General features: G+C 59.9%; 24 protein-coding genes. 13 read left to right on the forward strand and 11 right to left on the reverse strand.

Annotated elements, in window-relative coordinates; genetic code table 11:
- Positions 1–107 precede the first annotated feature (107 nt).
- The 8 genes from pstS (at position 108) to C3F38_RS02235 (ending at position 7,204) form a co-directional block, all read left to right on the forward strand.
- Positions 108–1,148 (forward strand): phosphate ABC transporter substrate-binding protein PstS, encoded by a 1,041-nt coding sequence (gene pstS / locus C3F38_RS02200; protein WP_038876034.1) that lies wholly within the window; start codon positions 108–110, stop codon positions 1,146–1,148.
- Positions 1,149–1,239: 91 nt separating this feature from the next.
- Complete coding sequence (gene pstC, locus C3F38_RS02205; protein WP_055317615.1) at positions 1,240–2,196, forward strand: phosphate ABC transporter permease PstC; 957 nt, start codon at positions 1,240–1,242, stop codon at positions 2,194–2,196.
- A gap of 1 nt (position 2,197) precedes the next feature.
- Entirely contained in the window at positions 2,198–3,088 is an 891-nt protein-coding gene (pstA, locus tag C3F38_RS02210; protein ID WP_019455481.1) for a phosphate ABC transporter permease PstA, read from the forward strand.
- A 54-nt stretch (positions 3,089–3,142) separates the two neighbouring features.
- A complete protein-coding gene (pstB, locus tag C3F38_RS02215; RefSeq protein ID WP_369916787.1) occupies positions 3,143–3,913 on the forward strand; it encodes a phosphate ABC transporter ATP-binding protein PstB in 771 nt (256 codons plus the stop codon).
- 11 nt (positions 3,914–3,924) lie between these two features.
- On the forward strand, positions 3,925–4,659 hold the full coding sequence (phoU, locus tag C3F38_RS02220; protein WP_016929613.1) for a phosphate signaling complex protein PhoU: 735 nt from the start codon (positions 3,925–3,927) through the stop codon (positions 4,657–4,659).
- Between the two features lie 168 nt (positions 4,660–4,827).
- Positions 4,828–5,667, forward strand: coding sequence for an ABC transporter substrate-binding protein (locus tag C3F38_RS02225; protein WP_019455482.1), 840 nt, complete (start codon positions 4,828–4,830; stop codon positions 5,665–5,667).
- A gap of 81 nt (positions 5,668–5,748) precedes the next feature.
- Positions 5,749–6,462, forward strand: a complete 714-nt coding sequence (locus C3F38_RS02230; protein ID WP_048232277.1) for an amino acid ABC transporter permease — start codon at positions 5,749–5,751, stop codon at positions 6,460–6,462.
- Position 6,463: 1 nt separating this feature from the next.
- Positions 6,464–7,204 (forward strand): amino acid ABC transporter permease, encoded by a 741-nt coding sequence (locus C3F38_RS02235; RefSeq protein ID WP_004933841.1) that lies wholly within the window; start codon positions 6,464–6,466, stop codon positions 7,202–7,204.
- Here the strand turns inward: C3F38_RS02235 and yieH are convergent.
- Both yieH and C3F38_RS02245 read right to left on the reverse strand, forming a co-directional pair.
- Positions 7,201–7,869, reverse strand: a complete 669-nt coding sequence (gene yieH, locus C3F38_RS02240) for a 6-phosphogluconate phosphatase (RefSeq protein WP_048232280.1) — start codon at positions 7,867–7,869, stop codon at positions 7,201–7,203. The genes C3F38_RS02235 and yieH overlap by 4 nt on opposite strands.
- A 47-nt stretch (positions 7,870–7,916) precedes the next feature.
- Positions 7,917–8,321, reverse strand: coding sequence for an NUDIX domain-containing protein (locus C3F38_RS02245; RefSeq protein ID WP_038876025.1), 405 nt, complete (start codon positions 8,319–8,321; stop codon positions 7,917–7,919).
- A 235-nt stretch (positions 8,322–8,556) separates the two neighbouring features.
- Here C3F38_RS02245 and C3F38_RS02250 point away from each other — a divergent pair, with 235 nt between their 5' ends.
- The gene (locus tag C3F38_RS02250) at positions 8,557–9,894 is read left to right on the forward strand and encodes an NCS2 family permease (RefSeq protein WP_028128066.1); all 1,338 of its coding nucleotides are present in this window, start codon (positions 8,557–8,559) and stop codon (positions 9,892–9,894) included.
- A gap of 35 nt (positions 9,895–9,929) precedes the next feature.
- Here C3F38_RS02250 and C3F38_RS02255 read toward each other — a convergent pair whose 3' ends face one another.
- The 9 genes from C3F38_RS02255 to rpmH all read right to left on the reverse strand — a co-directional run bounded on the left by C3F38_RS02255 (position 9,930) and on the right by rpmH (position 17,430).
- Positions 9,930–10,982 (reverse strand): hypothetical protein, encoded by a 1,053-nt coding sequence (locus C3F38_RS02255; RefSeq protein WP_038876022.1) that lies wholly within the window; start codon positions 10,980–10,982, stop codon positions 9,930–9,932.
- A 77-nt stretch (positions 10,983–11,059) separates the two neighbouring features.
- Positions 11,060–11,626 carry an NADPH-dependent FMN reductase gene (locus tag C3F38_RS02260; protein ID WP_025304752.1) on the reverse strand — a complete coding sequence of 189 codons (567 nt, stop codon included), beginning with the start codon at positions 11,624–11,626 and terminating at the stop codon, positions 11,060–11,062.
- Positions 11,627–11,787: 161 nt separating this feature from the next.
- Positions 11,788–12,513 (reverse strand): 4'-phosphopantetheinyl transferase superfamily protein, encoded by a 726-nt coding sequence (locus C3F38_RS02265; RefSeq protein ID WP_038876020.1) that lies wholly within the window; start codon positions 12,511–12,513, stop codon positions 11,788–11,790.
- A gap of 133 nt (positions 12,514–12,646) precedes the next feature.
- Positions 12,647–13,447, reverse strand: a complete 801-nt coding sequence (locus C3F38_RS02270; RefSeq protein WP_048232282.1) for an MBL fold metallo-hydrolase — start codon at positions 13,445–13,447, stop codon at positions 12,647–12,649.
- A 143-nt stretch (positions 13,448–13,590) separates the two neighbouring features.
- Positions 13,591–14,955: a tRNA uridine-5-carboxymethylaminomethyl(34) synthesis GTPase MnmE gene (gene mnmE / locus C3F38_RS02275; protein WP_038876016.1), complete on the reverse strand. Its 1,365-nt coding sequence runs from the start codon at positions 14,953–14,955 to the stop codon at positions 13,591–13,593.
- A 96-nt stretch (positions 14,956–15,051) separates the two neighbouring features.
- Positions 15,052–16,689: a membrane protein insertase YidC gene (yidC, locus tag C3F38_RS02280; protein ID WP_038876014.1), complete on the reverse strand. Its 1,638-nt coding sequence runs from the start codon at positions 16,687–16,689 to the stop codon at positions 15,052–15,054.
- A gap of 2 nt (positions 16,690–16,691) precedes the next feature.
- Positions 16,692–16,949, reverse strand: a complete 258-nt coding sequence (yidD, locus tag C3F38_RS02285) for a membrane protein insertion efficiency factor YidD (protein ID WP_004933881.1) — start codon at positions 16,947–16,949, stop codon at positions 16,692–16,694.
- Positions 16,913–17,272, reverse strand: coding sequence for a ribonuclease P protein component (gene rnpA / locus C3F38_RS02290; RefSeq protein WP_004933883.1), 360 nt, complete (start codon positions 17,270–17,272; stop codon positions 16,913–16,915). The genes yidD and rnpA overlap by 37 nt, the downstream gene beginning before the upstream one ends.
- A gap of 17 nt (positions 17,273–17,289) precedes the next feature.
- On the reverse strand, positions 17,290–17,430 hold the full coding sequence (gene rpmH / locus C3F38_RS02295) for a 50S ribosomal protein L34 (RefSeq protein ID WP_000831330.1): 141 nt from the start codon (positions 17,428–17,430) through the stop codon (positions 17,290–17,292).
- Positions 17,431–18,112: 682 nt separating this feature from the next.
- Between rpmH and dnaA the strand changes: the two genes are divergently transcribed.
- The 4 genes from dnaA to gyrB all read left to right on the forward strand — a co-directional run bounded on the left by dnaA (position 18,113) and on the right by gyrB (position 24,292).
- On the forward strand, positions 18,113–19,507 hold the full coding sequence (gene dnaA, locus C3F38_RS02300; protein ID WP_048232285.1) for a chromosomal replication initiator protein DnaA: 1,395 nt from the start codon (positions 18,113–18,115) through the stop codon (positions 19,505–19,507).
- 4 nt (positions 19,508–19,511) lie between these two features.
- A complete protein-coding gene (dnaN, locus tag C3F38_RS02305) occupies positions 19,512–20,612 on the forward strand; it encodes a DNA polymerase III subunit beta (RefSeq protein ID WP_047729577.1) in 1,101 nt (366 codons plus the stop codon).
- A 161-nt stretch (positions 20,613–20,773) separates the two neighbouring features.
- Positions 20,774–21,859 (forward strand): DNA replication/repair protein RecF, encoded by a 1,086-nt coding sequence (gene recF, locus C3F38_RS02315; protein WP_033636531.1) that lies wholly within the window; start codon positions 20,774–20,776, stop codon positions 21,857–21,859.
- Positions 21,860–21,877: 18 nt separating this feature from the next.
- Positions 21,878–24,292, forward strand: coding sequence for a DNA topoisomerase (ATP-hydrolyzing) subunit B (gyrB, locus tag C3F38_RS02320; RefSeq protein WP_055316926.1), 2,415 nt, complete (start codon positions 21,878–21,880; stop codon positions 24,290–24,292).
- Positions 24,293–24,344: the final 52 nt, after the last annotated feature.

A 24,344-nucleotide genomic window follows, 5' to 3' on the forward strand; every position in this document is an offset into this window, starting at 1 on the left:
GCGTACATTTTTCTGTCACCAAACTGTCCTATTTTCCCTCCTGCAGCAATACTTACTCTGATTAAAACGACTCGAAGTCGCTTTTAAATATCCCATTAGGAGGGATTATGAAACTGATGCGTACCACCGTCGCCAGTATTGTGGCAGCGACCTTCTCCCTGACCGCCGTGTCCGCGTTCGCTGCTGCCAGCCTGACCGGTGCAGGTGCGACATTCCCCGCTCCGGTTTACGCCAAGTGGGCAGATTCTTATCAGAAAGAAACCGGCAACAAAGTTAACTATCAGGGCATCGGCTCCTCTGGCGGCGTGAAGCAAATCGTGGCCAACACCGTTGACTTTGGCGCCTCCGACGCCCCGCTGTCTGACGACAAGCTGGCGGCCGACGGCCTGTTCCAGTTCCCGACCGTGATTGGCGGCGTGGTGCTGGCCGTGAATATCCCGGGCATTAAATCCGGCGAACTGACTCTGGACGGTAAAACCCTGGGCGATATCTACCTGGGCAACGTCAAAAAATGGAACGACCCGGCTATCACCAAGCTGAACCCAGGCGTGAAACTGCCTGACCAGAACATCGCCGTGGTGCGCCGCGCCGATGGTTCCGGCACCTCGTTCGTGTTCACCAGCTACTTGTCCAAGGCCAACGCGCAGTGGAAAGAAAAGATTGGCGCCGGTTCTACCGTTAACTGGCCGACCGGTCTGGGCGGCAAAGGCAACGACGGCATCGCCGCCTTCGTTCAGCGTCTGCCAGGCTCTATCGGCTACGTAGAATACGCTTACGCCAAGCAGAACAACCTGGCTTACACCAAGCTGGTTTCCGCCGACGGCAAACCGGTCAGCCCGACTGAAGAGAGCTTCAGCAACGCGGCCAAAGGCGTGGATTGGAGCAAGACCTTCGCTCAGGATCTGACTGACCAGAAAGGCGACAACGTGTGGCCAATCACCTCCACCACCTTCATCCTGGTGCACAAAGAGCAGAAAAACCCTGCTCAGGGCGCCGAAGTGCTGAAGTTCTTCGACTGGGCTTACAAAACCGGCGGCAAACAGGCTAACGAGCTGGATTACGCCACCCTGCCGAAAGAAGTGGTTGAGCAGGTGCGTGCGGCCTGGAAAACCAACGTAAAAGACAGTTCAGGTAAAGCGCTGTACTAACAACGCAGGGGCGCGGGTTCGCCGCGCCCCACACAGTTCTTCAGGCTCCGATCCCGGTTGGGGCTGCCAGGGTTCAAACAGAGAGTAATCTATGGCTGAGTACAAGCCGACCATCAAAGCACCGGGCAAAAACGGTGACGTCATTTTCAGCGCGCTGGTGAGACTGGCGGCGCTGATTACCCTATTGTTGCTGGGCGGCATTATCGTTTCGCTGATCTTCGCCTCCTGGCCAAGCATGCAGAAATTCGGCTTCGCTTTCCTGTGGACCAAAGAGTGGGACGCGCCGGCGGAGCAGTTCGGCGCGCTGGTGCCGATCTACGGCACCGTGGTCACCTCGCTTATCGCGCTGATCATCGCCGTGCCGGTGAGCTTCGGCATCGCGCTGTTCCTGACCGAACTGGCGCCGAACTGGTTGAAGCGGCCGCTGGGCATCGCCATTGAGCTGCTGGCGGCCATCCCGAGCATCGTCTACGGCATGTGGGGCCTGTTCGTGTTCGCCCCGCTGTTCGCCGAATATTTCCAGACGCCGGTGGGCGAAGTGCTGTCGGGCATTCCGATCGTCGGCGAGCTGTTCTCCGGCCCGGCCTTCGGCATCGGCATCCTGGCCGCCGGGGTGATCTTGGCGATCATGATCATTCCTTACATCGCCGCGGTCATGCGCGACGTGTTCGAACAGACGCCGGTGATGATGAAAGAGTCGGCCTACGGCATCGGCTGCACCACCTGGGAAGTCATCTGGCGCATCGTGCTGCCGTTCACCAAAAACGGCGTCATCGGCGGCGTGATGTTGGGCCTGGGCCGCGCGCTGGGGGAAACCATGGCGGTGACCTTTATCATCGGTAACACCTACCAGCTCGACAGCGCTTCGCTGTACATGCCGGGCAACAGTATCACCTCGGCGCTGGCCAACGAATTCGCCGAAGCCGAGTCCGGCGTGCACACCGCCGCGTTGATGGAGCTGGGTCTGATTCTGTTTGTTATCACCTTTATCGTGCTGGCGCTGTCGAAACTGATGATCATGCGTCTGGCCAAGAATGAGGGGCGTTAACATGGCGACGATGGATATGCAAAACGCAGTCGTTCTGGCGGAAAGCCGCCGCAAAATGCAGGCCTGGCGCCGGCAGAAAAACCGCCTCGCGCTGTTCCTGTCGATGGCGACCATGGCGTTCGGGCTGTTCTGGTTGATCTGGATCCTGATTGCCACCGTCACCAAAGGCTTCGACGGTATGTCGCTGGCGCTGTTCACCGAAATGACCCCGCCGCCGAATACCGCGGGCGGCGGCTTGGCCAACGCCATCGCCGGCAGCGGCCTGTTGATCCTGTGGGCGACCATCTTCGGTACGCCGCTGGGCATCATGGCCGGCATCTACCTGGCGGAATACGGCCGTAAATCCTGGCTGGCGGAAGTGATCCGCTTTATCAACGATATCCTGCTGTCCGCACCGTCGATCGTGGTGGGCCTGTTCGTTTACACCATCGTGGTGGCGAAGATGGAACACTTCTCCGGCTGGGCCGGCATCGTGGCGCTGGCGCTGCTGCAGGTGCCGATCGTCATTCGCACCACCGAAAACATGCTGAAGCTGGTACCGGATACGCTGCGCGAGGCCGCGTACGCCCTGGGTACGCCGAAATGGCGCATGATTTCCGCCATCACGCTGAAGGCGTCGGTGTCCGGCATCATCACCGGCGTGCTGCTGGCGATTGCGCGCATCGCGGGGGAAACCGCACCGCTGCTGTTCACCTCGCTGTCGAACCAGTTCTGGAGCACCGACCTGATGCAGCCGATCGCCAACCTGCCGGTGACCATCTTCAAATTCGCCATGAGCCCGTTCGCCGAATGGCAACAGCTGGCCTGGGCCGGGGTGCTGTTGATCACCCTGTGCGTACTGTTACTGAATATCCTGGCGCGCGTGATTTTCGCCAAGAAAAAGCATTCATAAAATTTTGAGCGCCGCTTTGGCGGCGCTGATGAAAAGAGAGAAGTCTTGATGAGTATGGTTACTGACGCTTCCAGCAGCAAAATTCAGGTACGCGATCTGAACTTCTACTACGGCAAATTCCATGCGCTGAAGAACATCACGCTGGATATCGCCAAGAACAAGGTCACCGCGTTTATCGGCCCGTCCGGCTGCGGCAAATCCACCCTGCTGCGCACCTTCAACAAGATGTATCAGCTGTACCCGGAACAGCGTGCGGAAGGCGGCATCCTGCTGGACGGCCAGAACATCCTGACCGACAACTCGGATATCGCGCTGCTGCGCGCCAAGGTCGGCATGGTGTTCCAGAAGCCGACGCCGTTCCCGATGTCGATTTACGACAACATCGCCTTCGGCGTTCGCCTGTTTGAAAAGCTGTCGCGCGCCGATATGGACGAGCGCGTGCAGTGGGCGCTGACCAAGGCGGCGCTGTGGAACGAAACCAAGGACAAGCTGCACCAGAGCGGCTACAGCCTCTCCGGCGGCCAGCAGCAGCGTCTGTGCATCGCCCGCGGTATCGCCATTCGTCCGGAAGTGCTGTTGCTGGATGAGCCTTGCTCGGCGCTGGATTCGATCTCCACCGGCAAGATTGAAGAGCTGATCAGCGAGCTGAAGGCCGACTACACCGTGGTGATCGTGACGCACAATATGCAGCAGGCGGCGCGCTGCTCCGACTCTACCGCATTTATGTATCTGGGCGAGCTGATCGAGTTCAGTGATACTGATAACCTGTTCACTGCGCCGCAGAAAAAGCAGACTGAAGACTACATCACTGGCCGTTATGGTTGATAGGAAGCATCATGGATAACCTGAATTTAAATAAACACATTTCCGGCCAGTTCAACGCAGAGCTTGAGCATATCCGCACCCAGGTGCTGACCATGGGCGGGCTGGTGGAGCAGCAGCTGACCGACGCCATCACCGCGATGCACAATCAGGATGGCGAGCTGGCCAAGCGCGTGATCGAAGGCGACGCCAAGGTCAACATGATGGAAGTGGCGATCGACGAAGCCTGCGTGCGCATCATCGCCAAGCGTCAGCCGACCGCCAGCGATCTGCGCCTGGTGATGGCTATCATCAAAACCATTTCCGAGCTGGAACGCATTGGCGACGTGGCGGACAAAATCTGCCGCACCGCGCTGGAAAAGTTCTCGCACCAGCACCAGCCGCTGCTGGTCAGTCTGGAATCGCTGGGGCGCCACACCGTGCAGATGCTGCACGACGTGCTGGACGCGTTTGCGCGCATGGATCTGGACGAGGCGATCCGTATTTACCGCGAAGATAAAAAGGTCGACCAGGAATATGAAGGCATCGTGCGTCAGCTGATGACCTACATGATGGAAGACTCACGCACCATTCCCAGCGTGCTGACCGCGCTGTTCTGCGCCCGTTCTATCGAGCGCATCGGCGACCGCTGTCAGAACATCTGCGAATTTATCTTCTATTTCGTCAAAGGGCAGGACTTCCGTCATTTGGGCGGCGACGCCCTGGAAAAGCTGCTCTCTCCGGGCGGTAAAGACGAAAAAGCCGACTAACCCTTTCCGGGTAATATCCTTCAAAGGCGCGGTTTCCCGCGCCTTTATTCCATCTTAAGCGCGTAAAGATAAAAAGGTTATAAACATAGCTTTTTATATTATTTCCTGACCTATGTGGCGCTTGCTAGCTTATCCGCCAGCAGGACATCAATCACTTAGGAGCTTTCTATGAAACATCGCGCTTTGGCCTTAACGTTGTTAGCCAGTCTGACTGGTCTCGCCGCCGGCGCCGCGCACGCGGACAAACTTGACGATATCAAGCAAGCCGGCGTGGTGCGTATCGCGGTGTTCGACAGCAACCCGCCGTTCGGCTACATCGACCCGCAGAGCAAGAAGCTGGTGGGTTACGATGTGGACGTTGCCGATGCGATCGGTAAAGCGCTGGGCGTGAAAGTTGAGCTACGCGCCACCAACCCGGCCAACCGCATTCCGCTGCTGGTGTCGAAGAAGGTTGACCTGATCGCCGCCAACTTCACCATTACCGACGAGCGCGCCAAGGAAGTGAACTTCAGCGTGCCGTACTTCGCCACCGGCCAGAAATTCATCGCCCGCAAAGGCGTGCTGAAAACCCCGGAAGACATCAAGAAGCTGCGCATCGGCGCGGATAAGGGCACGGTGCAGGAAATCACCCTGCGCGAGCGTTTCCCGACGGCGAAAGTGATCTCTTACGATGACACCCCGCTGGCGTTTGTGGCGCTGCGTAACGGCAACGTGCAGGCGATCACTCAGGACGACGCCAAGCTGGTCGGCCTGCTCGGTAACCTGCCGGCGGCGCAGAAGGCGGAATTTGAAATTTCGCCGTTCAGCCTGACCAAAGAGTACCAGGGCGTCGGCATTCCCAAGGGCGAAGATCGCCTGACCGCCGCGGTGAACGAGACGTTGATCAAACTGGAAAAAGACGGCGAAGCGGTTAAGATTTACGATCGCTGGTTCGGGCCGGAAACCCAATCCGCTCAACCGCGCGGCGATTTCAAAATCGCGCCTTTGGATCAGCAACCAAAAGCCTGACTTAACCGCTTGCGGTGAGATAGGCACGGAGGGGCGCAGCTTGCTGCGCCCCTGATGCATTCTGCAAGACAAGGATTGAACATGAACCTGGACTGGCTGCTGGCGCCGCAATATCTGAGCTGGCTGTGGCACGGTTTTCTGCTGACGCTGTGGCTTTCCGCCTGCGCGGGGCTGGCGGCTACATTGCTGGGCTTTGTGCTGGCGGCGATGCGCGACAGCAGCCTGCGGCCGTTGCGCTGGCTGGCGGTGGGGTACAGCTCGCTGTTTCGCAATACGCCGCTGTTGGTGCAGCTGTTCTTCTGGTACTTCGCCGCCGGGCAGATCCTGCCGTCCGCCGCCATGCAGTGGCTGAACAGCGCCCATCAGGTTGGCCCGCTTGAGTGGCCGTCGTTCGAGTTTCTCGCCGGTTTCTTCGGCCTGACGCTCTACTCCACCGCCTTTATCGCCGAAGAGATCCGCTCCGGCATTCGCGGCGTCGCCGGCGGGCAGAAATATGCCGCTCAGGCGCTGGGGCTGACCGGCTGGCAGGCGATGCGCTACGTGGTGCTGCCGCAGGCGTTGAAAATCGCGCTGCCGCCGCTGCTGGGCCAATACATGAACGTGATCAAGAACTCGTCGCTGACCATGGCGATCGGCGTGGCCGAACTCTCTTACGCCTCGCGTCAGGTCGAAACCGAAACCCTGCGCACTTTCCAGGCGTTCGGCGTGGCGACGGTGCTGTATATCGCCATCATCGCGCTGCTGGAAGGCTGGGGCATGTGGCGCCAACAGCGTAAACCGCTGGGAGGACATTGAGATGGATTTCAGCGTAATTCACGATAACCTGGGCTACCTGCTGTGGGGCACCTGGCCGGACGGGCCGCTGGGCGGCGCGGCGCTGACGTTGGCGATCAGCCTGATGGCCGGCGTGGCTTCGGCGGTGCTTGGTACCTTACTCGGCGTGGCGCTGGCGATGTCGCGCGGCGTCGCCGCCGGGCTGCTGGCGGCGGTGCTGGGCTTTTTCCGCGCCATTCCGGTCATCATGCTGATCTTCTGGACCTATTTCCTGTTGCCGATGGTGTTTGGCGTCGAGATCCCGGAAATCACCACCGTGGTGTGTGCGCTGGCGCTGATCGCCTCGGCCTATCTGGCCCATGCGGTGAAGGCCGGCATCGCCGCGATCGGCCCCGGCCAGTGGCAGGCCGGGCTTTCTCTGGGGCTGACCCGTTGGCAGACGCTGCGCATGATCGTGCTGCCGCAGGCGCTGCGCATGATGGTGCCGTCGTTCATCAACCAGTGGATTTCTCTGATCAAAGACACCTCGCTGGCTTATATCGTCGGCGTTGGCGAACTGACCTTCTTGGCGACCCAGGTCAACAACCGCAGCATGGTCTACCCGATGGAAGTGTTCCTGTTCGTGGCGCTGGTCTATTTCGTGTTCTGCCTGGCGCTCGATCTGCTGGCCAACGCGGTTAACCGCCGCTTCGGCGCGCAAACCCGCGCGCTGAAGCGGTCCTGGCGCTGGTGGCGCAACAAACCGCCGTTGCCGGCCAGTTAATCGGCCGTCAGCCGCCAGCCGCGTTCGCGCCACAGCGCGGGCAGCTGGGCCAGGTCGTCAAACGTCGTCACCAGCGGGTGGTCGATCGGCGGGTTATGCGGGTCGGCGCAGAAGTAAAAGACCGGAATGCCGGCGTTGATACCGGCCTGGGCGCCGGCGGGCGAGTCATCTACCAGGATGCAGCGCGTCACCGGCACCTGCATCCGTTCGGCGGCGTGAAACACAATAGCCGGATCCGGCTTCCAGCGCTGAATGTCATAGCCGCTGAACAACCGGTCATCAAAATAAGGCAGCATGCCGGTCAGGCCGAGCGAGTGCCGCATCTTGCTGACCGGCCCGTTGGAGACGGTGCAGACTGGCACCGTCACCTGCGCCAGCAGCTCGCGGGCGCCGGCAATCTGTTGCAGTTCGCTGTCGAACAGCCGCGTCACCTCCTGCCGATACAGCGGTTCCAACGCCTCTTTTGCCAGGTTAGTGCCCTGCTCGGCGTTGACCCGATCGATGATCTCGTACAGCTTCACCCCTTTGTATTTTTTGAACACCTCTTCCAGCGACAGATGAATGCCGTAGTGGGCGAACATGTGCACATAGGCTTTGCTGCACAGCACTTCGCTGTCCACCAGCGTGCCGTCGCAGTCGAACAAAATGCAGTCAATCTGATTCATGCGGGACAGGTTCCTTCGGATTGGCGCCGTTGAGGGGCGCTCAGCGATCACTTGATCAGGTTACGCGCCTTGAGATCGTGCAAAATCAGCGCGGCGACGTGTGAACAGTGCGGCAGATCGCGGCTGTCGCACCACCTCAGCTCGGCGATTTCGGCGGCCGGCTGCAGCTGCCCGGTAAAGTCGGCCTGATAGCAGCGAATACGCACCTGGGTGCCGTCCTGCTTGCCGTCCGCCGGGCCGGTGAACTCGCCGTAAAACGCGATGGAGTTCGGCAGCAGCGCAACGGTCAGCTCTTCGTCGATTTCGCGGCACAGCGCCTGTTCGTCGGTTTCGCCCGCTTCGCGTTTTCCGCCCGGCATATAAAACAGCGTCTTATTGTGTGAGCGCACCAGCGCCACTTTGTCGTCTTTCAGCGTAATTAACGCGAGCTTATCGATAAAGGTCGAAGACATGCGGATTCCTGTTTTTTTAGCGGGTAGGGTAAGAGATGCGATAGGCCATTTTATCGGCCGTGCCGGCAAACGGCAACGCAGCGGGCGGGCTCGGGGGATGAAAGCCTGTAAATACAAGCCGTTGACACGTTTAGCCGTAAAGACGGCGAAAAAAACCTGTGACCGGCGTCAAAAGCCCCACTTTTTGTTATAGGATAGCCGGCGACTGTCCATTCCCATTTTCGGAATTCTGATAATGACCAAACCAGTATCTGGCCTTGACGCTGAGCAAGGCTTGCTTGGGCGCGTGTTTAAACTCAAGCAACATGGCACGACGGCGCGTACGGAAACGATTGCCGGTATCACCACTTTCCTCACCATGGTGTATATCGTGTTCGTTAACCCTCAAATTTTGGGCGCGGCGGGCATGGATACCCAGGCGGTATTTGTCACTACCTGTTTGATCGCCGCCTTCGGCAGCATCTTTATGGGCCTGCTGGCGAACCTGCCGGTGGCGCTGGCGCCGGCGATGGGCCTGAACGCCTTCTTCGCCTTCGTGGTGGTCGGGGCGATGGGCATCTCCTGGCAGGTGGGCATGGGCGCCATCTTCTGGGGCGCGGTCGGCCTGCTGCTGTTGACCATTTTCCGCATTCGCTACTGGATGATCGCCAACATTCCGGTCAGCCTGCGGGTCGGCATCACCAGCGGCATCGGTCTGTTCATCGGCATGATGGGGCTGAAAAACGCCGGCATCGTGGTGGCCAACCCGGACACGCTGGTGACCATCGGCAGCCTGACCTCGCACAACGTGCTGCTGGGGGCGCTCGGCTTCTTCATCATCGCCGTGCTCTCTTCGCGCAACTTCCACGCGGCGGTGCTGGTGTCTATCGTGGTCACCACCCTGATCGGCTGGATGCTGGGCGACGTGAAATACGGCGGCCTGTTCTCCCTGCCGCCGAGCATCACCTCGGTGGTGGGCCAGGTCGACGTGGCCGGCGCGCTGAACATCGGGCTGGCCGGGGTCATCTTCTCGTTTATGCTGGTGAACCTGTTCGACTCCTCCGGCACCCTGATCGGCGTTACCGATAAAGCTGGCCTGACCGACAGCCAGGGCAAGTTCCCGCGCATGAAGCAGGCGCTGTACGTTGACAGCATCAGCTCGGTGGCCGGTTCGCTGGCGGGTACCTCTTCCGTGACCGCTTACATCGAAAGCTCTTCCGGCGTTGCCGTCGGCGGCCGCACCGGTTTGACGGCGGTGGTCACCGGCCTGCTGTTCTTGCTGGTGATCTTCCTGTCGCCGCTGGCGGGCATGGTGCCGGCTTACGCCGCCGCCGGCGCGCTGATCTACGTCGGCGTGCTGATGACCTCCAGCCTGGCGCGGGTGAAGTGGGACGATCTGACCGAAGCGGTACCGGCGTTTGTCACCGCGGTGATGATGCCGTTCAGCTTCTCGATCACCGAAGGTATCGCGCTCGGCTTTATCTCCTACTGCGTGATGAAGCTCGGCACCGGCCGCTGGCGTGAAATCAGCCCGTGCGTGGTGGTGGTGGCGCTGCTGTTCGTGCTGAAGATCGTCTTCGTCGACGGCCATTGACTGCCAAAGGGCCGGCGCCTGCCGGCCCTGAACCCCTAGACGCCCGGCGTCGCATCCGGCGCCCGATCCAACACCCACTGCAATGGCCGCCTGAAGCGCGCCTGCCAACTGCCGGCGGCATCCTCGCCCTGGGCGAAGTGCAGCGTCTGCACCTGATTATCCTCCCCGAACAGATTGGCGAAGTGCAATGCCAGCGCCTGCTCGCTGAAGTTCTGCCGATCGTAATACGCCATCACGATTTTCTTTTGCGCCGCCAGCGACTGCTGGGCCGGCTTGATCTCGCCGTTGGGGGCGATCAGGAGCGCGCCGGCGTAAAACTGCGGGTACTTCGCGATCAGGTTGGCGGCGTGCAGTGCGCCCTGGCCGCGGGCGCTGAGGTAAATCCGTTGGGTATTCAGCTTTAGCTGCGGAGCCAGCTGTTGCAGCGTACGCTGAATGGCGGTGTGGGTGCTCTCGTCGCTGTAATTCGACCAGCGGAAGCTGTTTTCCGACAGCATCTGCGTGCCGTTGATCTCGATGTACGCCACGCCCATTTCGCCGAACAGCAGCCGTTCTTCGGGGCTGATGGCGGCGGCTTTGCCGTAGGTATGCAGGAAGATCACCGTTGGCCAGCCTTCAGGCGGCGCTTCTCCGTCCGGCATCGCGTAGCTGGCCTTGCCTTCATAGTGACGGGCGTGCTGCAGATAGCGCGCTTTGGTGGCGGCCAGGATCGATTGGTAGGTGGCGGAGTGCTGGATGCTGTTGAAGGCGTCGTCCTCCAGCAGGTTGTAGTAGTACCACAGGCCGCGGTCGGCGCTCAGCTGCAGGTAACGCTCCGCCAGCTCGGTTTGGCCTTTCTCCGCCGACGATACCGCCAGCTGGTAGGGCGCCCAGACGTTGCGGCCGTCTTCGCGCATCAGCGTCAGGTACAGCGACATGGCGCCCAGCTTTTTGTCTTCCTGGTTTTGCGCGGATCGCGACAGCTGGGCGTTGAGCGCGCTGTGTGCCGGTAGCTCCAGCGGCTCTTCACCGGCGGGATAACGCATGTCTGCGGCGAAAGCGGGACTGGTGATGGAAACAAAAAATAACGCTAAGATGAAAAAATACATGATGCTATGGCTTTAATTTTCAATGAATTGACGGACTTCATGTCCTGTTGCGGCGCCCCGCGGGCGCCGCGAGACGGTCACTCCACGCGGCGAATAAAATCGCTGAACGCGGACAGCTGGCCGGTCAGGAAATCCAGCGTTCCCTGATCGCTCAGTTCACCGGCCTGTTCATCGACCTTGCTCTGGATCACGCCGCCCATAAACTCAGGTTTGTTCATTACCATCGCATCGAGGAACACCAGGATCTGGCGCAGATGATATTGGCAGCGCGCGCCGCCGATCGGCCCCATCGAGCTGGTTTGAATGGCGACCGGCTTGCCGGCCAGCGGCTGATTCGGCAAGCGAGACAGCCAGTCGATGGCGTTCTTCAACCCGCCGGGCACGGAATAGTTATATTCAGGGGTGACGATGATCACGCCGTCGGCCTGGCGGATCTGTTCGGCGATCGCCTCGACAGCGGCAGGGAAGCCTTCACCCTGTTGCATGTCGGCGTCGTACAGCGGGATATCGCGGATAGAGGGTAGCGCTTCAATGGTGACGCCCTGTGGGGCCAGCCCAGGCAGGGCGCGGGCCACCATGGCGTTGTAGGAGCCTTTGCGCAGGCTACCGAGCAGAGTGACGATTTTCAAGGCTTGGTCTGACATGGTGATTCTCCCTTTCGAATGAGCAGATTCAGCGTACAACATGGGCGAATAGTAGGCTAAAGCGCGGGTCGAGAATAGGTGATTGCTCAACATTTAGCTGTCTTTACAATTTAATCCAGCAACTTGTGCGGTAAAGACAGCGTTATCCGCTTTGCGCTGCGTTAACCGGGCGTCTTCAGGCCCGTCAGTTTAACGAAGCGCGAGGACGCCGCCGGGCTGCGCGGCGAGATTTCCCCGTCTTTGTGCAGGCCGCGGCGCTCTTCGTAGCGCCAGCACAGCAGGCGGTCCAGGCCGGGGCTGCCGGCGCAGGCCCAGCTCAGGTATTCGTCGGCGTCGCTCATCACCTGAACGTCCGGCGTGGCGCTGGAGCGCAGGTGGCCGGAGAAGGGATGCAGACGCAGCGTAGCCTGGCCGCTGTTGCCGAGGCCGGAAATTTTCAGCACGCTTTGCCGGATGCTCCACAGCTGAGTTTCTGCCTCCAGCCGATCGTCCTGCGCGCCGATCCAGGCACTTTCCGCCGGCGTCTGATGCGCGTGTTGCAGCGCGCTTTGCCGGGTACCGCGCGCCCGCATCACTTCGATATCCAGTCCCACTTTGCCCTCGTCGCTGAGCAGCACGCCCACGGTGTTGCTGGCGTAAGCGAGGCTGAAATCGGGCAGCTGATGATCGGCGAAACAGGGGCGGCCGGTCGGCGTGGTGGCGATGGGGGGCAGCGTCGGCAGACCGTACAGGTAGAACATCATTTCGGCGAGCAGAATGCGCCCTTGCAGAAAGCGCGTGCGGCGTTTAACGGAAAAGGTGCGGGTGGCGGCTATCACTTCGTCGGAGAGTCTTTGGGTATCTAGGACAGCGGAGGCCGGTGTCCAGCGGGCAAAATGACACGCCATTGTTCACTCCATGACAGAGGGTCGCTAAGAACGCAGGGGTGTTAGATTAAGACTAAGTTGAGGATTTATCATCAAAAAACACTATGCGTTTTATCCGATTTGTTGCCGATTTCAATGATGAGCGGCGCAGGCGTTATTCCAGGATCCAGCTATCGCCGGTGGCCGGCGAGATCCCTGCCGGCAGCCATAGCCGGCCCCAGGTGCCGGTACAGTGGCAGCCCATGATCTTTTCCGGCTGATGCTGCCGCAAAAAACGGCGGACGTGCCAGAGCGTGCGCGGGGAAGCGCAGCGCAGATGAAAACCGCCGATCAAGGCGTGGATCCGATCGATCCCGGTTATTTTCTGGCAGTGGCGCACGATATTGACGATCCCGCGGTGCCCACAGCCGGTCACGATCACCAGACCGCGATCCGATTTGTAAATCAGCACGCCTTCGTCGATCACGTAATCCACCGCCGCGTTTTCCCCGGCGATCACCCCGTAGGCGCGCGGTGCGGGTACCGCGATTTCGCCTGACCACATAAAGCGATCGCCGATCGCCAGCGGTTTACGGCTGTATTGCATACGATGGCGCGCGTAGTCGATATCCAAAGAGAGCTTTTTGATTTTGCGGGTGTGGCCCAGCACCTTCAGCGCCGCATAGCGCTCATCGCCGACCTGCGGGTGACAGATGATGCGGCTGTTGTCCGGCAGCCAGGCGACGCCGCCGCAGTGGTCATAGTGGCCGTGGGAGAGCACCGTTGCGGTAATACGGGAGAGATCGACGCCCATCAGCGCCGCATTGCGCAGAAAGCAGTCGTCGGGGCCGGTATCGAACAGTATGGACGTCGTCTCATCCTCAATCAGCAGGCTTAGCCCGGCCTTGGCCTGCAATAGTGGGTTGGCGCCGGCGGCGCGGCGGTTTTCCAGCAGTACCTTGAGGGTCAATGCCATGTTGACTCGTTCCTGAGAGAGATTCCTGACTTTTCAGTATAGCGTGGAGGGCGGTAGCGGCTCTGTGAGCCGGCGCGCAGAGCGCGGGAAAGAAAAACGGCCGGAACAAGGGCTTGTCCCGGCCGTGAAGGCGTCTGGCGGCGTTATTTACCGATACAGAAGCTGGAGAAGATGCGGCCCAGCAGGTCGTCGGAGGTGAATTCGCCGGTGATTTCACTCAAGGCCAGCTGCGCCTGGCGCAGCTCCTCGGCCAACAGCTCGCCCGCGTAAGCGCTCACTAACTGTTCTTTGCCTTGCACCAGGTGCTGTGCCGCCAGTTCCAGCGCCTGCAGGTGGCGACGGCGCGCCAGGAAACCGCCTTCCATGTTGCTGGTGAAGCCCATGCTCTGTTTCAGATGATCGCGCAGCACATCGACGCCTTCGCCGGTGCGCGCCGACAGGCGAATAAGTGAGTGGTTGTTCACTTCCGTCAGACCCAGCGTTTCGCCGGTGATGTCGGCCTTGTTGCGCACCACGGTGATCGGCAGCGTGCCCGGCAGGCGCGCCATAAACTCCGGCCAGATCTCCGCCGGCTCGGTGGCAGCGGTGGTGGTGCCGTCCACCATAAACAGCACTCTGTCGGCTTGTTCGATCTCGTTCCACGCACGTTCGATGCCGATACGCTCAACTTCGTCGCTGGCGTCGCGCAGGCCGGCGGTGTCGATGATGTGCAGCGGCATGCCGTCGATATGGATATGTTCGCGCAGGACGTCGCGGGTGGTGCCGGCGATATCGGTGACGATCGCCGCTTCACGCCCGGCCAACGCATTGAGCAGGCTGGATTTACCGGCGTTGGGGCGCCCGGCGATCACCACCTTCATCCCTTCGCGCAGCAGGCTGCCCTGGCGCGCTTCGCCGCGCACGCTGTCCAGATCCGCCATCACGTCGTTGAGCTGCGCCTCGATTTTACCGTCGGACAGGAAGTCGATTTCCTCGTCCGGGAAGTCGATCGCCGCTTCCACGTAGATTCGCAGGTGAGTGAGCGCTTCCACGAGCTGGTGGATGCGGGTAGAGAAGGCGCCCTGCAGCGAGTTCATCGCCGAACGCGCCGCCTGCTCGGAGCTGGCGTCGATCAGATCGGCAATCGCTTCGGCCTGCGCCAAATCGAGTTTGTCGTTGAGGAACGCGCGTTCGGAGAACTCGCCGGGCCGTGCGATGCGCACGTCGGGCAGGGCCAGCACGCGCTTGAGCAACAGATCGAGGATCACCGGCCCGCCGTGGCCCTGCAGTTCCAGCACGTCTTCGCCGGTAAAGGAGTTCGGCCCCGGGAACCACAGCGCGATGCCCTGATCGAGGGTGGCGCCCGTGGCGTCGCGGAACGGCAGATAGTCAGCGTAGCGCGGCTTCGGCAGCTTGCCGAGCAACGCCTGGGCGACGTCTTTGGCCTGGCTTCCGGAAATGCGTAGAATGCCGACGCCGCCGCGTCCCGGCGGGGTGGCTTGGGCTACGATGGTATCGGTGGTGCTCATAACGGTTCTCTCTGACGATTAAGATGCAAAAAGGCGGTCTAATGACCGCCTTTGGTGTGACTGCAAGGGTCGGCGCGCCGAACCCCTACAATACGCTTAGCTTTTTTTCTTGTCGCGGCTGTGCAGACCGCGTTTTTCCAGACCACGGTAAATCAGCTGCTGCTGCAGGATGGTCACCAGGTTACTGACGATGTAGTACAGCACCAGACCGGACGGGAACCACAGGAAGAACACTGTGAAGATCACCGGCATGAAGGTCATGATTTTCTGCTGCATCGGGTCAGTCACGGTGGTCGGTGACATCTTCTGAATGAAGAACATCGTCACGCCCATCAGGATTGGCAGGATGTAGTACGGGTCTTGCGCCGACAGGTCATGGATCCACAGGGCGAACGGCGCGTGGCGCAGCTCGACCGAACCCATCAGCATGTAGTACAGCGCCAGGAAGATCGGCATCTGAATGATCAGCGGCAGGCAGCCGCCGAGCGGGTTCACTTTCTCCGCCTTGTACAGCGCCATCATCTCTTGGCTCATGCGCTGTTTGTCATCGCCGATGCGCTCGCGCATCGCCTGCAGCTTCGGCTGCAGCATGCGCATTTTCGCCATCGAGGTGTACTGCGCCTTGGTCAGCGGGTACATGATGCCGCGCACGATGAAGGTGATGATGATGATGGAGAAGCCCCAGTTACCGATAAAGCCGTGGATGAACTTCAGCAGTTTGAACAGCGGCTGGGAGATGAACCACAGCCAACCGTAATCCACGGTCAGGTCCAGGTGCGGCGCCAGCTGGGCCATCTGGTCCTGCAGCTCCGGACCGACCCACAGGGTCGCGTTCAGCTGCTGCTGAGCGCCCGGCTGCACCACGACCGGCGTAGATTTGAAGCCGATGGTGGACAGGTTGTCGCCCGGTTTGGCGGTGTAGAAGGTGTTGTCACCCTTGGTCGCCGGTACCCACGCGGTGGCGAAGTACTGTTGCAGCATGGCGACCCAACCGTCTTTGGTGGTGACGCTCAGGTTTTCGTCTTTGTCGAACGCGTATTTCTGGTACTTGTCATCGCTGGACGAGTACGCCGCGCCGCGGAAGGTGTGCAGCGCGAAGTTGCTGCTGCCGGTGTCGCGGTGCTTAGGCAATTCGGTGGTCTGCTTCAGCTGGCCGAACAGGGTCAGCTCCAGCGGTGCCGCGCCTTTGTTGTCGATGCTGTAATCCACGCCGACCGCATAGTGGTTGCGTTTGAGCACGAAAGTCTTGGTGTAGACCGCGCCGTCTTTATCGGTGTAGGTCAGCGGGATGCGCAGCTCGTCCTGGCCTTCCGGCAGGGTGTAGCTGTCCTGTGCCGCCTGATACAGCGGGCGTTCGCCGTTGGCCGGGTTGTCCGGGCCGTTTTTACCGGTCAGGCCGCTTTGCGCCTGATAGACGAACGACGGAGTGGTTTCCAGCAGTTGGAACGGAGTCGATGAACCCAGAGTATCCGGGTAGGCCAACAGTTTAGCCTGCTCGATATCGCCACCACGGGTGTTGATGGTCAGTGACAGCACGTCGGTGTTCACGGTAATCAGCTTACCCTGACCACTGGCTGGCACGGCCTGGCTGGCGGCATCACCGGCTACTGCGTTCGAAGTCTGTTGCGTGGTCTGTGCGGCCGGCTGCGGAGCGTTGTCCGTTTGCCATGCCTGCCAGATCATGAAAGACACGAACAGCAGAGCGATGAGGAGAAGATTGCGTTGCGAATCCATCGTTAGTGTTCTCTGTTATCGTCGGTTTTTGGCGGCACCGGATCATCGCCACCTGGGTTCAAAGGGTGGCATTTTAATACGCGTTTCAATGCTAACCAACTGCCTTTTATCATGCCAAACCTGCTTAATGCCTCAATTGCGTAATGAGAGCATGTCGGCTGGAAGCGACAACGAGGCCCTAGCAGCGGACTGATGACGAGCTGATAGGCCCGCACCAGCCCGATCAGGATGCGGGAGCCTGGCGACAGTGGCGACGCCATAATTTATCCAAAGCTTCCGTCAGCGCGCGGTTATCCAAATCCGCTATCCCCTTTTTGGCCACCACGACAAAATCCATCGCCGGTAATTCGTGCTGGCGCAGGCGGAAGCTTTCGCGGGTTAGGCGTTTGATCCGATTACGCTCGTGCGCGCGTTTGACGTGTTTTTTGGCGACGGTAAGACCGATGCGGGGATGCCCCAGCTGGTTCAGGCGGCCGAGGATGGTGATTTGCGGCGTGCCAGCCCGTTGTGGCTGCTGGAAGACGAAAGTGAAATGAGTGGGAGTTAACAAACGTAACTCCCTGGGAAAAGCGAGCTTAACCACTCAGCGGGTTAGCTTTATTACTTAGAAACAGTCAGACGAGCACGGCCTTTCGCACGACGGCGGGCCAGAACTTGACGACCATTTTTGGTGGCCATACGAGCACGGAAACCGTGGCTACGGTTGCGCTTCAATACGGACGGTTGGAAAGTGCGTTTCATAGCGATTTCTACCTAAACTTAAAATAATTACTGATCAGTAAACGCGTTTGGCTACTCGGCGTGAAGATGACCGACGCCTCAATCGCAATACATAAAGAAGCGGGATTGTAATAATTGTACAGTCCTGAGTCAATTCGCATCGCGCCAGCCTACCTGGTTGTCTGCCAATAACGGAACAAAATCCGGTCTTGGCCCGTGGTCACCGCAGAATCCTGTCTGGCTAATGACGCACCATAAGGAACCAGGTATCACACGTAGGGCGAAGATTATACGGACTCGGGGTGAAATCGCAAGGATCCCCGTGAGATCCTTTGCGCGCGATCGAAGGATCCGGCGTGGATAACAGGGTATAACCGGTTGACAATGTAAAAAACGCGGCGCAGCGACCGGGATCTGCGTGGTCATCCGGCGCCGGCGGTGAAAAGATCGCCGCCGGCCGCGGCCTGTGGATAAAATGGATCTAATCTGTGAGGAAGGGGAGGATCTCTTGCTCGGATTGCGCTATGATCCGTCATTCCGATCGCGATCCCTCATGCCGGGATCGTGAGGGACACAAACCGTGAAAGGCGGTTCGCATCCCCCACAGGCAAACAGCCGATGCCGGGTATGTGTCAAAAATCATGAGTTATAAAAAAGTTGCCCGTTTCTTTTCTTTATTGATCTTGTTCGAGTGGAGTCCGCCGTGTCACTTTCGCTTTGGCAGCAGTGTCTTGCCCGATTGCAGGATGAGTTACCTGCCACAGAATTTAGTATGTGGATACGCCCATTGCAGGCGGAACTGAGTGACAATACCTTGGCGCTGTATGCGCCTAACCGCTTTGTGCTGGATTGGGTTCGCGATAAGTACTTAAACAACATCAATGGTCTGCTGAATGATTTCTGCGGCACGGATGCGCCTTTGCTGCGTTTTGAAGTCGGCAGCAAGCCGATCACGCAGGTGATCAGCCAGACCGTGGCCGCCAGCGTCAGCAGCGCCCCTGCGGCCCCGGCGGCGCGCACGGCCGCGCCTTTGCGCCCGAGCTGGGACAACGCGGCGGCGCAACCCGAGCTCTCTTACCGTTCCAACGTCAACCCTAAACACACCTTCGACAACTTCGTCGAGGGTAAGTCCAACCAATTGGCGCGCGCGGCGGCTCGCCAGGTAGCGGACAATCCGGGCGGTGCCTACAACCCTTTGTTCCTGTATGGCGGTACCGGCCTGGGTAAAACTCACCTGCTGCACGCGGTCGGCAACGGCATCATGGCGCGCAAGGCCAACGCCAAAGTGGTCTACATGCACTCGGAACGCTTCGTGCAGGACATGGTCAAAGCGTTGCAGAACAATGCCATCGAAGAGTTTAAGCGCTACTACCGTTCGGTCGACGCCTTGCTGATCGATGACATCCAATTCTTCGCCAACAAAGAGCGTTCGCAGGAAGAGTTCTTCCATACCTTTAACGCCCTGTTGGAAGGCAATCAGCAGATCATCCTGACCTCGGATCGCTACCCTAAAGAGATCAACGGGGTGGAAGATCGTTTGAAGTCCCGCTTCGGCTGGGGGCTGACGGTGGCGATCGAGCCGCCGGAGCTGGAAACCCGCGTGGCGATCCTGATGAAAAAGGCCGACGAGAACGACATTCGCCTGCCGGGCGAAGTGGCGTTCTTCATCGCCAAGCGCCTGCGTTCCAACGTGCGTGAGCTCGAAGGGGCGCTGAACCGCGTGATCGCCAACGCCAACTTTACCGGCCGGGCCATCACCATCGATTTCGTGCGCGAAGCGCTGCGCGATCTGCTGGCACTGCAGGAAAAGCTGGTCACCATCGACAATATTCAAAAGACGGTGGCGGAGTATTACAAGATTAAAGTCGCGGATTTGCTGTCCAAGCGGCGTTCGCGATCCGTTGCCCGCCCGCGCCAGATGGCGATGGCGCTGGCGAAGGAACTCACCAACCACAGCCTGCCGGAAATCGGCGATGCGTTTGGTGGCCGCGACCATACCACGGTGTTGCACGCCTGCCGGAAGATTGAGCAGCTGCGTGAGGAAAGTCACGACATCAAAGAAGATTTCTCCAATTTAATCAGAACATTATCTTCATAGCGCTATGAAATTTATCGTTGAACGTGAGCATCTGCTAAAACCGCTGCAACAGGTGAGCAGCCCGCTGGGCGGCCGCCCGACCTTGCCGATCCTGGGCAACCTGCTGCTGCAGGTGACGGAAGGCTGCCTGCTGCTGACCGGCACCGATCTGGAGATGGAGATGGTGGCGCGCGTCGCCCTGTCCCAACCGCACGAGCCGGGCGCGACCACCGTGCCCGCGCGTAAATTCTTTGATATCTGCCGTGGCCTACCGGAAGGGGCGGAGATCGCCGTCACGCTGGAGAGCGAGCGCATGCTGGTGCGGTCCGGCCGCAGCCGTTTCTCGCTGTCCACGCTGCCTGCGGCGGACTTCCCGAACCTGGACGACTGGCAAAGCGAGGTGGAGTTCACCTTGCCGCAGGCGACGCTAAAACGCCTGATTGAAGCCACCCAGTTCTCGATGGCCCATCAGGACGTGCGTTATTACCTGAACGGCATGCTGTTTGAAACCGAAGGCGAAGAGCTGCGCACCGTCGCGACCGACGGCCACCGCCTGGCGGTGTGCTCGATGCCGATCGGCCAACAGCTGCCGTCGCATTCGGTGATCGTGCCGCGTAAAGGCGTGATGGAGCTGGTGCGTCTGCTGGACGGCGGCGATTCGCTGCTGCAGTTGCAGATCGGCAGCAACAACATCCGCGCCCACGTCGGCGATTTCATCTTCACCTCCAAGCTGGTTGACGGTCGTTTCCCGGACTATCGCCGCGTCTTGCCGAAGAACCCGGATAAAACGCTGGAAGCCGGCTGCGATCTGCTCAAGCAGGCGTTTGCGCGTGCGGCCATTCTCTCGAACGAGAAATTCCGCGGCGTGCGGCTGTACGTCAGCCAGAACCAGCTGAAGATCACCGCCAACAACCCGGAGCAGGAAGAGGCGGAAGAGATCCTCGACGTCAGCTACGACGGCGCGGAGATGGAGATCGGCTTCAACGTCAGCTACGTGCTGGACGTGCTGAACGCGCTCAAGTGTGAAGACGTGCGCCTGCTGTTGACCGACTCGGTCTCCAGCGTGCAAATCGAAGACGGCGCCAGCCAGGCGGCGGCCTACGTTGTCATGCCAATGCGGTTGTGATCGATATCCGGGCTATCTTGCTTGCCATTTTACGATTGGGCAGTGCTCGCAATCCTCACGTACTCTGTGTACGCTCCGGTTGCTGTGCGCTGTCCGCTCGTAAACTGCCTGCGCCGATAACGCCCTTACAGTGAGCGCAGTTTCCCGGTGATAGAGTTGGCATGGCATTAACGCGTTTATTGATTAAAGATTTCCGCAATATCGAGGCGGCGGATTTGGCACTGGCGCCGGGATTCAACTTCCTGGTCGGCGCCAACGGCAGCGGCAAGACCAGCGTGCTGGAAGCGGTGTATACCCTCGGGCACGGCCGCGCCTTTCGCAGCCTGCAGGCCGGTCGGGTGATCCGCCACGACCAGCCGGAGTTCGTGCTGCACGGCCGCATAGAAGGTACGGAGCGCGAGCTGTCGGTAGGATTGAGCAAGAGCCGTCAGGGTGACAGCAAAGTACGCATCGATGGCAGCGACGGCCACAAGGTGGCCGAGCTGGCGCAGCTGCTGCCCATGCAGCTGATCACTCCCGAAGGTTTTACCCTGCTGAACGGCGGGCCGAAATTCCGGCGCGCCTTCCTGGACTGGGGCTGTTTTCATAACGAACCCGGTTTTTTCACCGCCTGGAGCAACCTGAAACGGTTACTGAAGCAGCGCAATGCCGCGCTGCGCCAGGTGAGTCGCTATGCGCAGATCCGCGCCTGGGATCAGGAACTGATCCCGCTCGCGGAGCGCATCAGCGAATGGCGGGCGGAATACAGCGACGCGATCGCCGCGGATATCACCGCGACCTGCGCGCAGTTTCTGCCTGAATTCGCCCTGAGCTTCTCCTTCCAGCGCGGCTGGGACAAAGAGAGCGACTACGGCGAGCTGCTGGAGCGCCAGTTCGAGCGCGACAGGGCGTTGACCTATACCGCGGTGGGGCCGCACAAAGCGGACTTCCGCATTCGTGCCGACGGCACGCCGGTAGAGGATTTGTTATCGCGCGGTCAGCTTAAGCTGCTGATGTGCGCGTTGCGCTTGGCGCAGGGTGAGTTTCTCACCCGGCAGAGCGGGCGGCGTTGCCTGTATCTGATTGATGATTTTGCCTCCGAGCTGGACACCGGCCGTCGCCGGTTGCTGGCCGATCGCCTGAAAGCCACCCAGGCCCAGGTTTTTGTCAGCGCGGTCAGCGCTGAACAAGTGACCGACATGGCCGGTGAAAAGGGCAAGATGTTCCGCGTGGAACAGGGTAAAATAGAGGTTCAACCACAGGACTAAAATGAGCGAGAAACGTTGATGTCGAATTCTTATGACTCCTCAAGTATCAAGGTATTAAAAGGGCTGGATGCGGTGCGCAAGCGCCCGGGCATGTATATCGGCGATACCGATGACGGCACCGGTCTGCACCACATGGTATTCGAGGTTGTGGACAACGCTATCGACGAAGCGCTCGCGGGCCACTGTAGTGACATTCAGGTCACCATCCATGCCGACAACTCGGTATCGGTACAGGATGACGGCCGCGGCATTCCGACCGGCATTCACCCTGAAGAAGGGGTTTCAGCCGCAGAGGTCATCATGACCGTGCTGCACGCCGGCGGTAAATTCGACGACAACTCCTATAAAGTTTCCGGCGGCCTGCACGGCGTGGGCGTCTCGGTGGTTAACGCCCTGTCTGAGAAACTGGAGCTGGTGATCCGCCGCGAAGGCAAAGTACACGAACAAACTTACAGCCACGGTGAGCCGCAGGCGCCGCTGAATGTGGTGGGCGAAACCGAACAGACCGGCACCATGGTGCGTTTCTGGCCGAGCCACCAGACCTTCACCAATGTGACCGAATTCGAATACGACATTCTGGCCAAGCGTCTGCGCGAGCTGTCCTTCCTCAACTCCGGCGTGTCTATCCGCCTGCAGGACAAGCGCACCGACCGTGAAGACCACTTCCACTACGAAGGCGGCATCAAGGCGTTTGTCGAGTACCTGAACAAGAACAAAACCCCGATCCACCCGAACGTGTTCTACTTCTCTACAGTGAAAGACGATATCGGCGTGGAAGTGGCGCTGCAGTGGAACGACGGTTTCCAGGAAAACATCTACTGCTTCACCAACAACATTCCGCAGCGCGACGGCGGCACGCACCTGGTCGGTTTCCGTACCGCGATGACCCGTACGTTGAACAGCTACATGGAAAAGGAAGGCTACAGCAAGAAGGCCAAGGTCAGCGCCACCGGCGATGATGCGCGTGAAGGCTTAATCGCCGTGGTGTCGGTGAAGGTGCCGGATCCGAAGTTCTCTTCTCAGACCAAGGACAAGCTGGTCTCTTCCGAGGTGAAAACCGCGGTTGAAACGTTGATGAACGAGAAGCTGGTGGATTACCTGATGGAAAATCCAGGCGACGCGAAAATCGTGGTCGGCAAAATCATCGACGCGGCGCGCGCGCGCGAAGCGGCGCGTAAAGCGCGTGAGATGACCCGCCGCAAAGGCGCACTGGATCTGGCCGGCCTGCCGGGCAAACTGGCGGACTGCCAGGAACGCGATCCGGCGCTGTCCGAACTGTACCTGGTGGAAGGGGACTCCGCGGGCGGCTCTGCCAAGCAGGGGCGCAACCGCAAGAACCAGGCTATCTTGCCGCTGAAGGGGAAAATCCTCAACGTCGAGAAAGCGCGTTTCGACAAAATGCTCTCCTCGCAGGAAGTGGCGACGCTGATCACCGCGCTGGGTTGCGGCATTGGCCGCGACGAGTACAGCCCGGATAAGCTGCGTTACCACAGCATCATCATCATGACCGATGCCGACGTCGACGGTTCGCACATCCGTACGCTGCTGTTGACCTTCTTCTACCGCCAGATGCCGGAAATCATCGAGCGTGGTCACGTGTTCATCGCGCAGCCGCCGCTGTACAAGGTGAAGAAAGGCAAGCAAGAGCAGTACATCAAAGATGACGAGGCGATGGATCAGTACCAGATCGCCATCGCGATGGACGGCGCTACGCTGCACACCAATGCCAGCGCACCGGCGCTCGGCGGCGAGCAGCTGGAAAAACTGGTGGCCGAACACTACGGCGTGCAGAAGCTGATCGGCCGTATGGAGCGCCGCTACCCGCGCGCGCTGCTGAACAGCCTGATCTATCAGCCGACGCTGAACGAAGGCGATCTCAGCGATGAAGCCAAGGTGAAAACCTGGATCGCTTCGCTGGTGCAGGCGCTGAACGACAAAGAGCAGCACGGCAGCAGCTATGACTTCGTGATCTTCGAGAACCGTGAGCGCCAGATGTTCGAGCCGGCGCTGCGCATCCGCACCCACGGCGTGGATACCGACTATAAGCTGGACTTCGACTTCATTCACGGCGGCGAATACCGCAAGATCTGCCAGCTGGGCGAGAAGCTGCGCGGGCTGATCGAAGAGGGTGCGTTCATCGAGCGTGGCGAACGTCGTCAGCCGGTAGACAGCTTCGAGCAGGCGCTGGAGTGGCTGGTGAAAGAGTCGCGCCGCGGCCTGTCGGTGCAGCGTTATAAAGGTCTGGGCGAGATGAACCCGGAGCAGCTGTGGGAAACCACCATGGATCCGGAAAGCCGCCGCATGCTGCGTGTGACCGTCAAGGACGCCATCGCTGCCGATCAGCTGTTCACCACGCTGATGGGCGATGCGGTTGAACCGCGCCGCGCCTTTATCGAAGAAAACGCCCTGAAAGCGGCGAACATCGATATCTGATGCGTTAATGGCTGTGAAAATCCGCGCCGGGCGACCCGCGCGGATTTTTTTA

This window comes from Serratia sp. SSNIH1 (genome assembly GCF_002935055.1).
Lineage (GTDB): Bacteria > Pseudomonadota > Gammaproteobacteria > Enterobacterales > Enterobacteriaceae > Serratia > Serratia nevei.

Excerpts from the sequence above, each read along its gene's own strand:
- C3F38_RS02225 (WP_019455482.1), top strand. The coding sequence starts at position 4,828 with ATGAAACATCGCGCTTTGGCCTTAACGTTGTTAGCCAGTCTGACTGGT.
- C3F38_RS02265 (WP_038876020.1), bottom strand. The coding sequence starts at position 12,513 with ATGGCGTGTCATTTTGCCCGCTGGACACCGGCCTCCGCTGTCCTAGAT.
- C3F38_RS02235 (WP_004933841.1), top strand. The coding sequence starts at position 6,464 with ATGGATTTCAGCGTAATTCACGATAACCTGGGCTACCTGCTGTGGGGC.
- phoU (WP_016929613.1), top strand. The coding sequence starts at position 3,925 with ATGGATAACCTGAATTTAAATAAACACATTTCCGGCCAGTTCAACGCA.
- C3F38_RS02255 (WP_038876022.1), bottom strand. The coding sequence starts at position 10,982 with ATGTATTTTTTCATCTTAGCGTTATTTTTTGTTTCCATCACCAGTCCC.
- recF (WP_033636531.1), top strand. The coding sequence starts at position 20,774 with ATGGCATTAACGCGTTTATTGATTAAAGATTTCCGCAATATCGAGGCG.
- gyrB (WP_055316926.1), top strand. The coding sequence starts at position 21,878 with ATGTCGAATTCTTATGACTCCTCAAGTATCAAGGTATTAAAAGGGCTG.
- C3F38_RS02230 (WP_048232277.1), top strand. The coding sequence starts at position 5,749 with ATGAACCTGGACTGGCTGCTGGCGCCGCAATATCTGAGCTGGCTGTGG.
- C3F38_RS02250 (WP_028128066.1), top strand. The coding sequence starts at position 8,557 with ATGACCAAACCAGTATCTGGCCTTGACGCTGAGCAAGGCTTGCTTGGG.
- pstA (WP_019455481.1), top strand. The coding sequence starts at position 2,198 with ATGGCGACGATGGATATGCAAAACGCAGTCGTTCTGGCGGAAAGCCGC.
- C3F38_RS02270 (WP_048232282.1), bottom strand. The coding sequence starts at position 13,447 with ATGGCATTGACCCTCAAGGTACTGCTGGAAAACCGCCGCGCCGCCGGC.
- yieH (WP_048232280.1), bottom strand. The coding sequence starts at position 7,869 with ATGAATCAGATTGACTGCATTTTGTTCGACTGCGACGGCACGCTGGTG.
- pstB (WP_369916787.1), top strand. The coding sequence starts at position 3,143 with ATGGTTACTGACGCTTCCAGCAGCAAAATTCAGGTACGCGATCTGAAC.
- C3F38_RS02260 (WP_025304752.1), bottom strand. The coding sequence starts at position 11,626 with ATGTCAGACCAAGCCTTGAAAATCGTCACTCTGCTCGGTAGCCTGCGC.
- mnmE (WP_038876016.1), bottom strand. The coding sequence starts at position 14,955 with ATGAGCACCACCGATACCATCGTAGCCCAAGCCACCCCGCCGGGACGC.
- pstS (WP_038876034.1), top strand. The coding sequence starts at position 108 with ATGAAACTGATGCGTACCACCGTCGCCAGTATTGTGGCAGCGACCTTC.
- yidC (WP_038876014.1), bottom strand. The coding sequence starts at position 16,689 with ATGGATTCGCAACGCAATCTTCTCCTCATCGCTCTGCTGTTCGTGTCT.
- C3F38_RS02245 (WP_038876025.1), bottom strand. The coding sequence starts at position 8,321 with ATGTCTTCGACCTTTATCGATAAGCTCGCGTTAATTACGCTGAAAGAC.
- dnaN (WP_047729577.1), top strand. The coding sequence starts at position 19,512 with ATGAAATTTATCGTTGAACGTGAGCATCTGCTAAAACCGCTGCAACAG.
- yidD (WP_004933881.1), bottom strand. The coding sequence starts at position 16,949 with ATGGCGTCGCCACTGTCGCCAGGCTCCCGCATCCTGATCGGGCTGGTG.
- rpmH (WP_000831330.1), bottom strand. The coding sequence starts at position 17,430 with ATGAAACGCACTTTCCAACCGTCCGTATTGAAGCGCAACCGTAGCCAC.
- pstC (WP_055317615.1), top strand. The coding sequence starts at position 1,240 with ATGGCTGAGTACAAGCCGACCATCAAAGCACCGGGCAAAAACGGTGAC.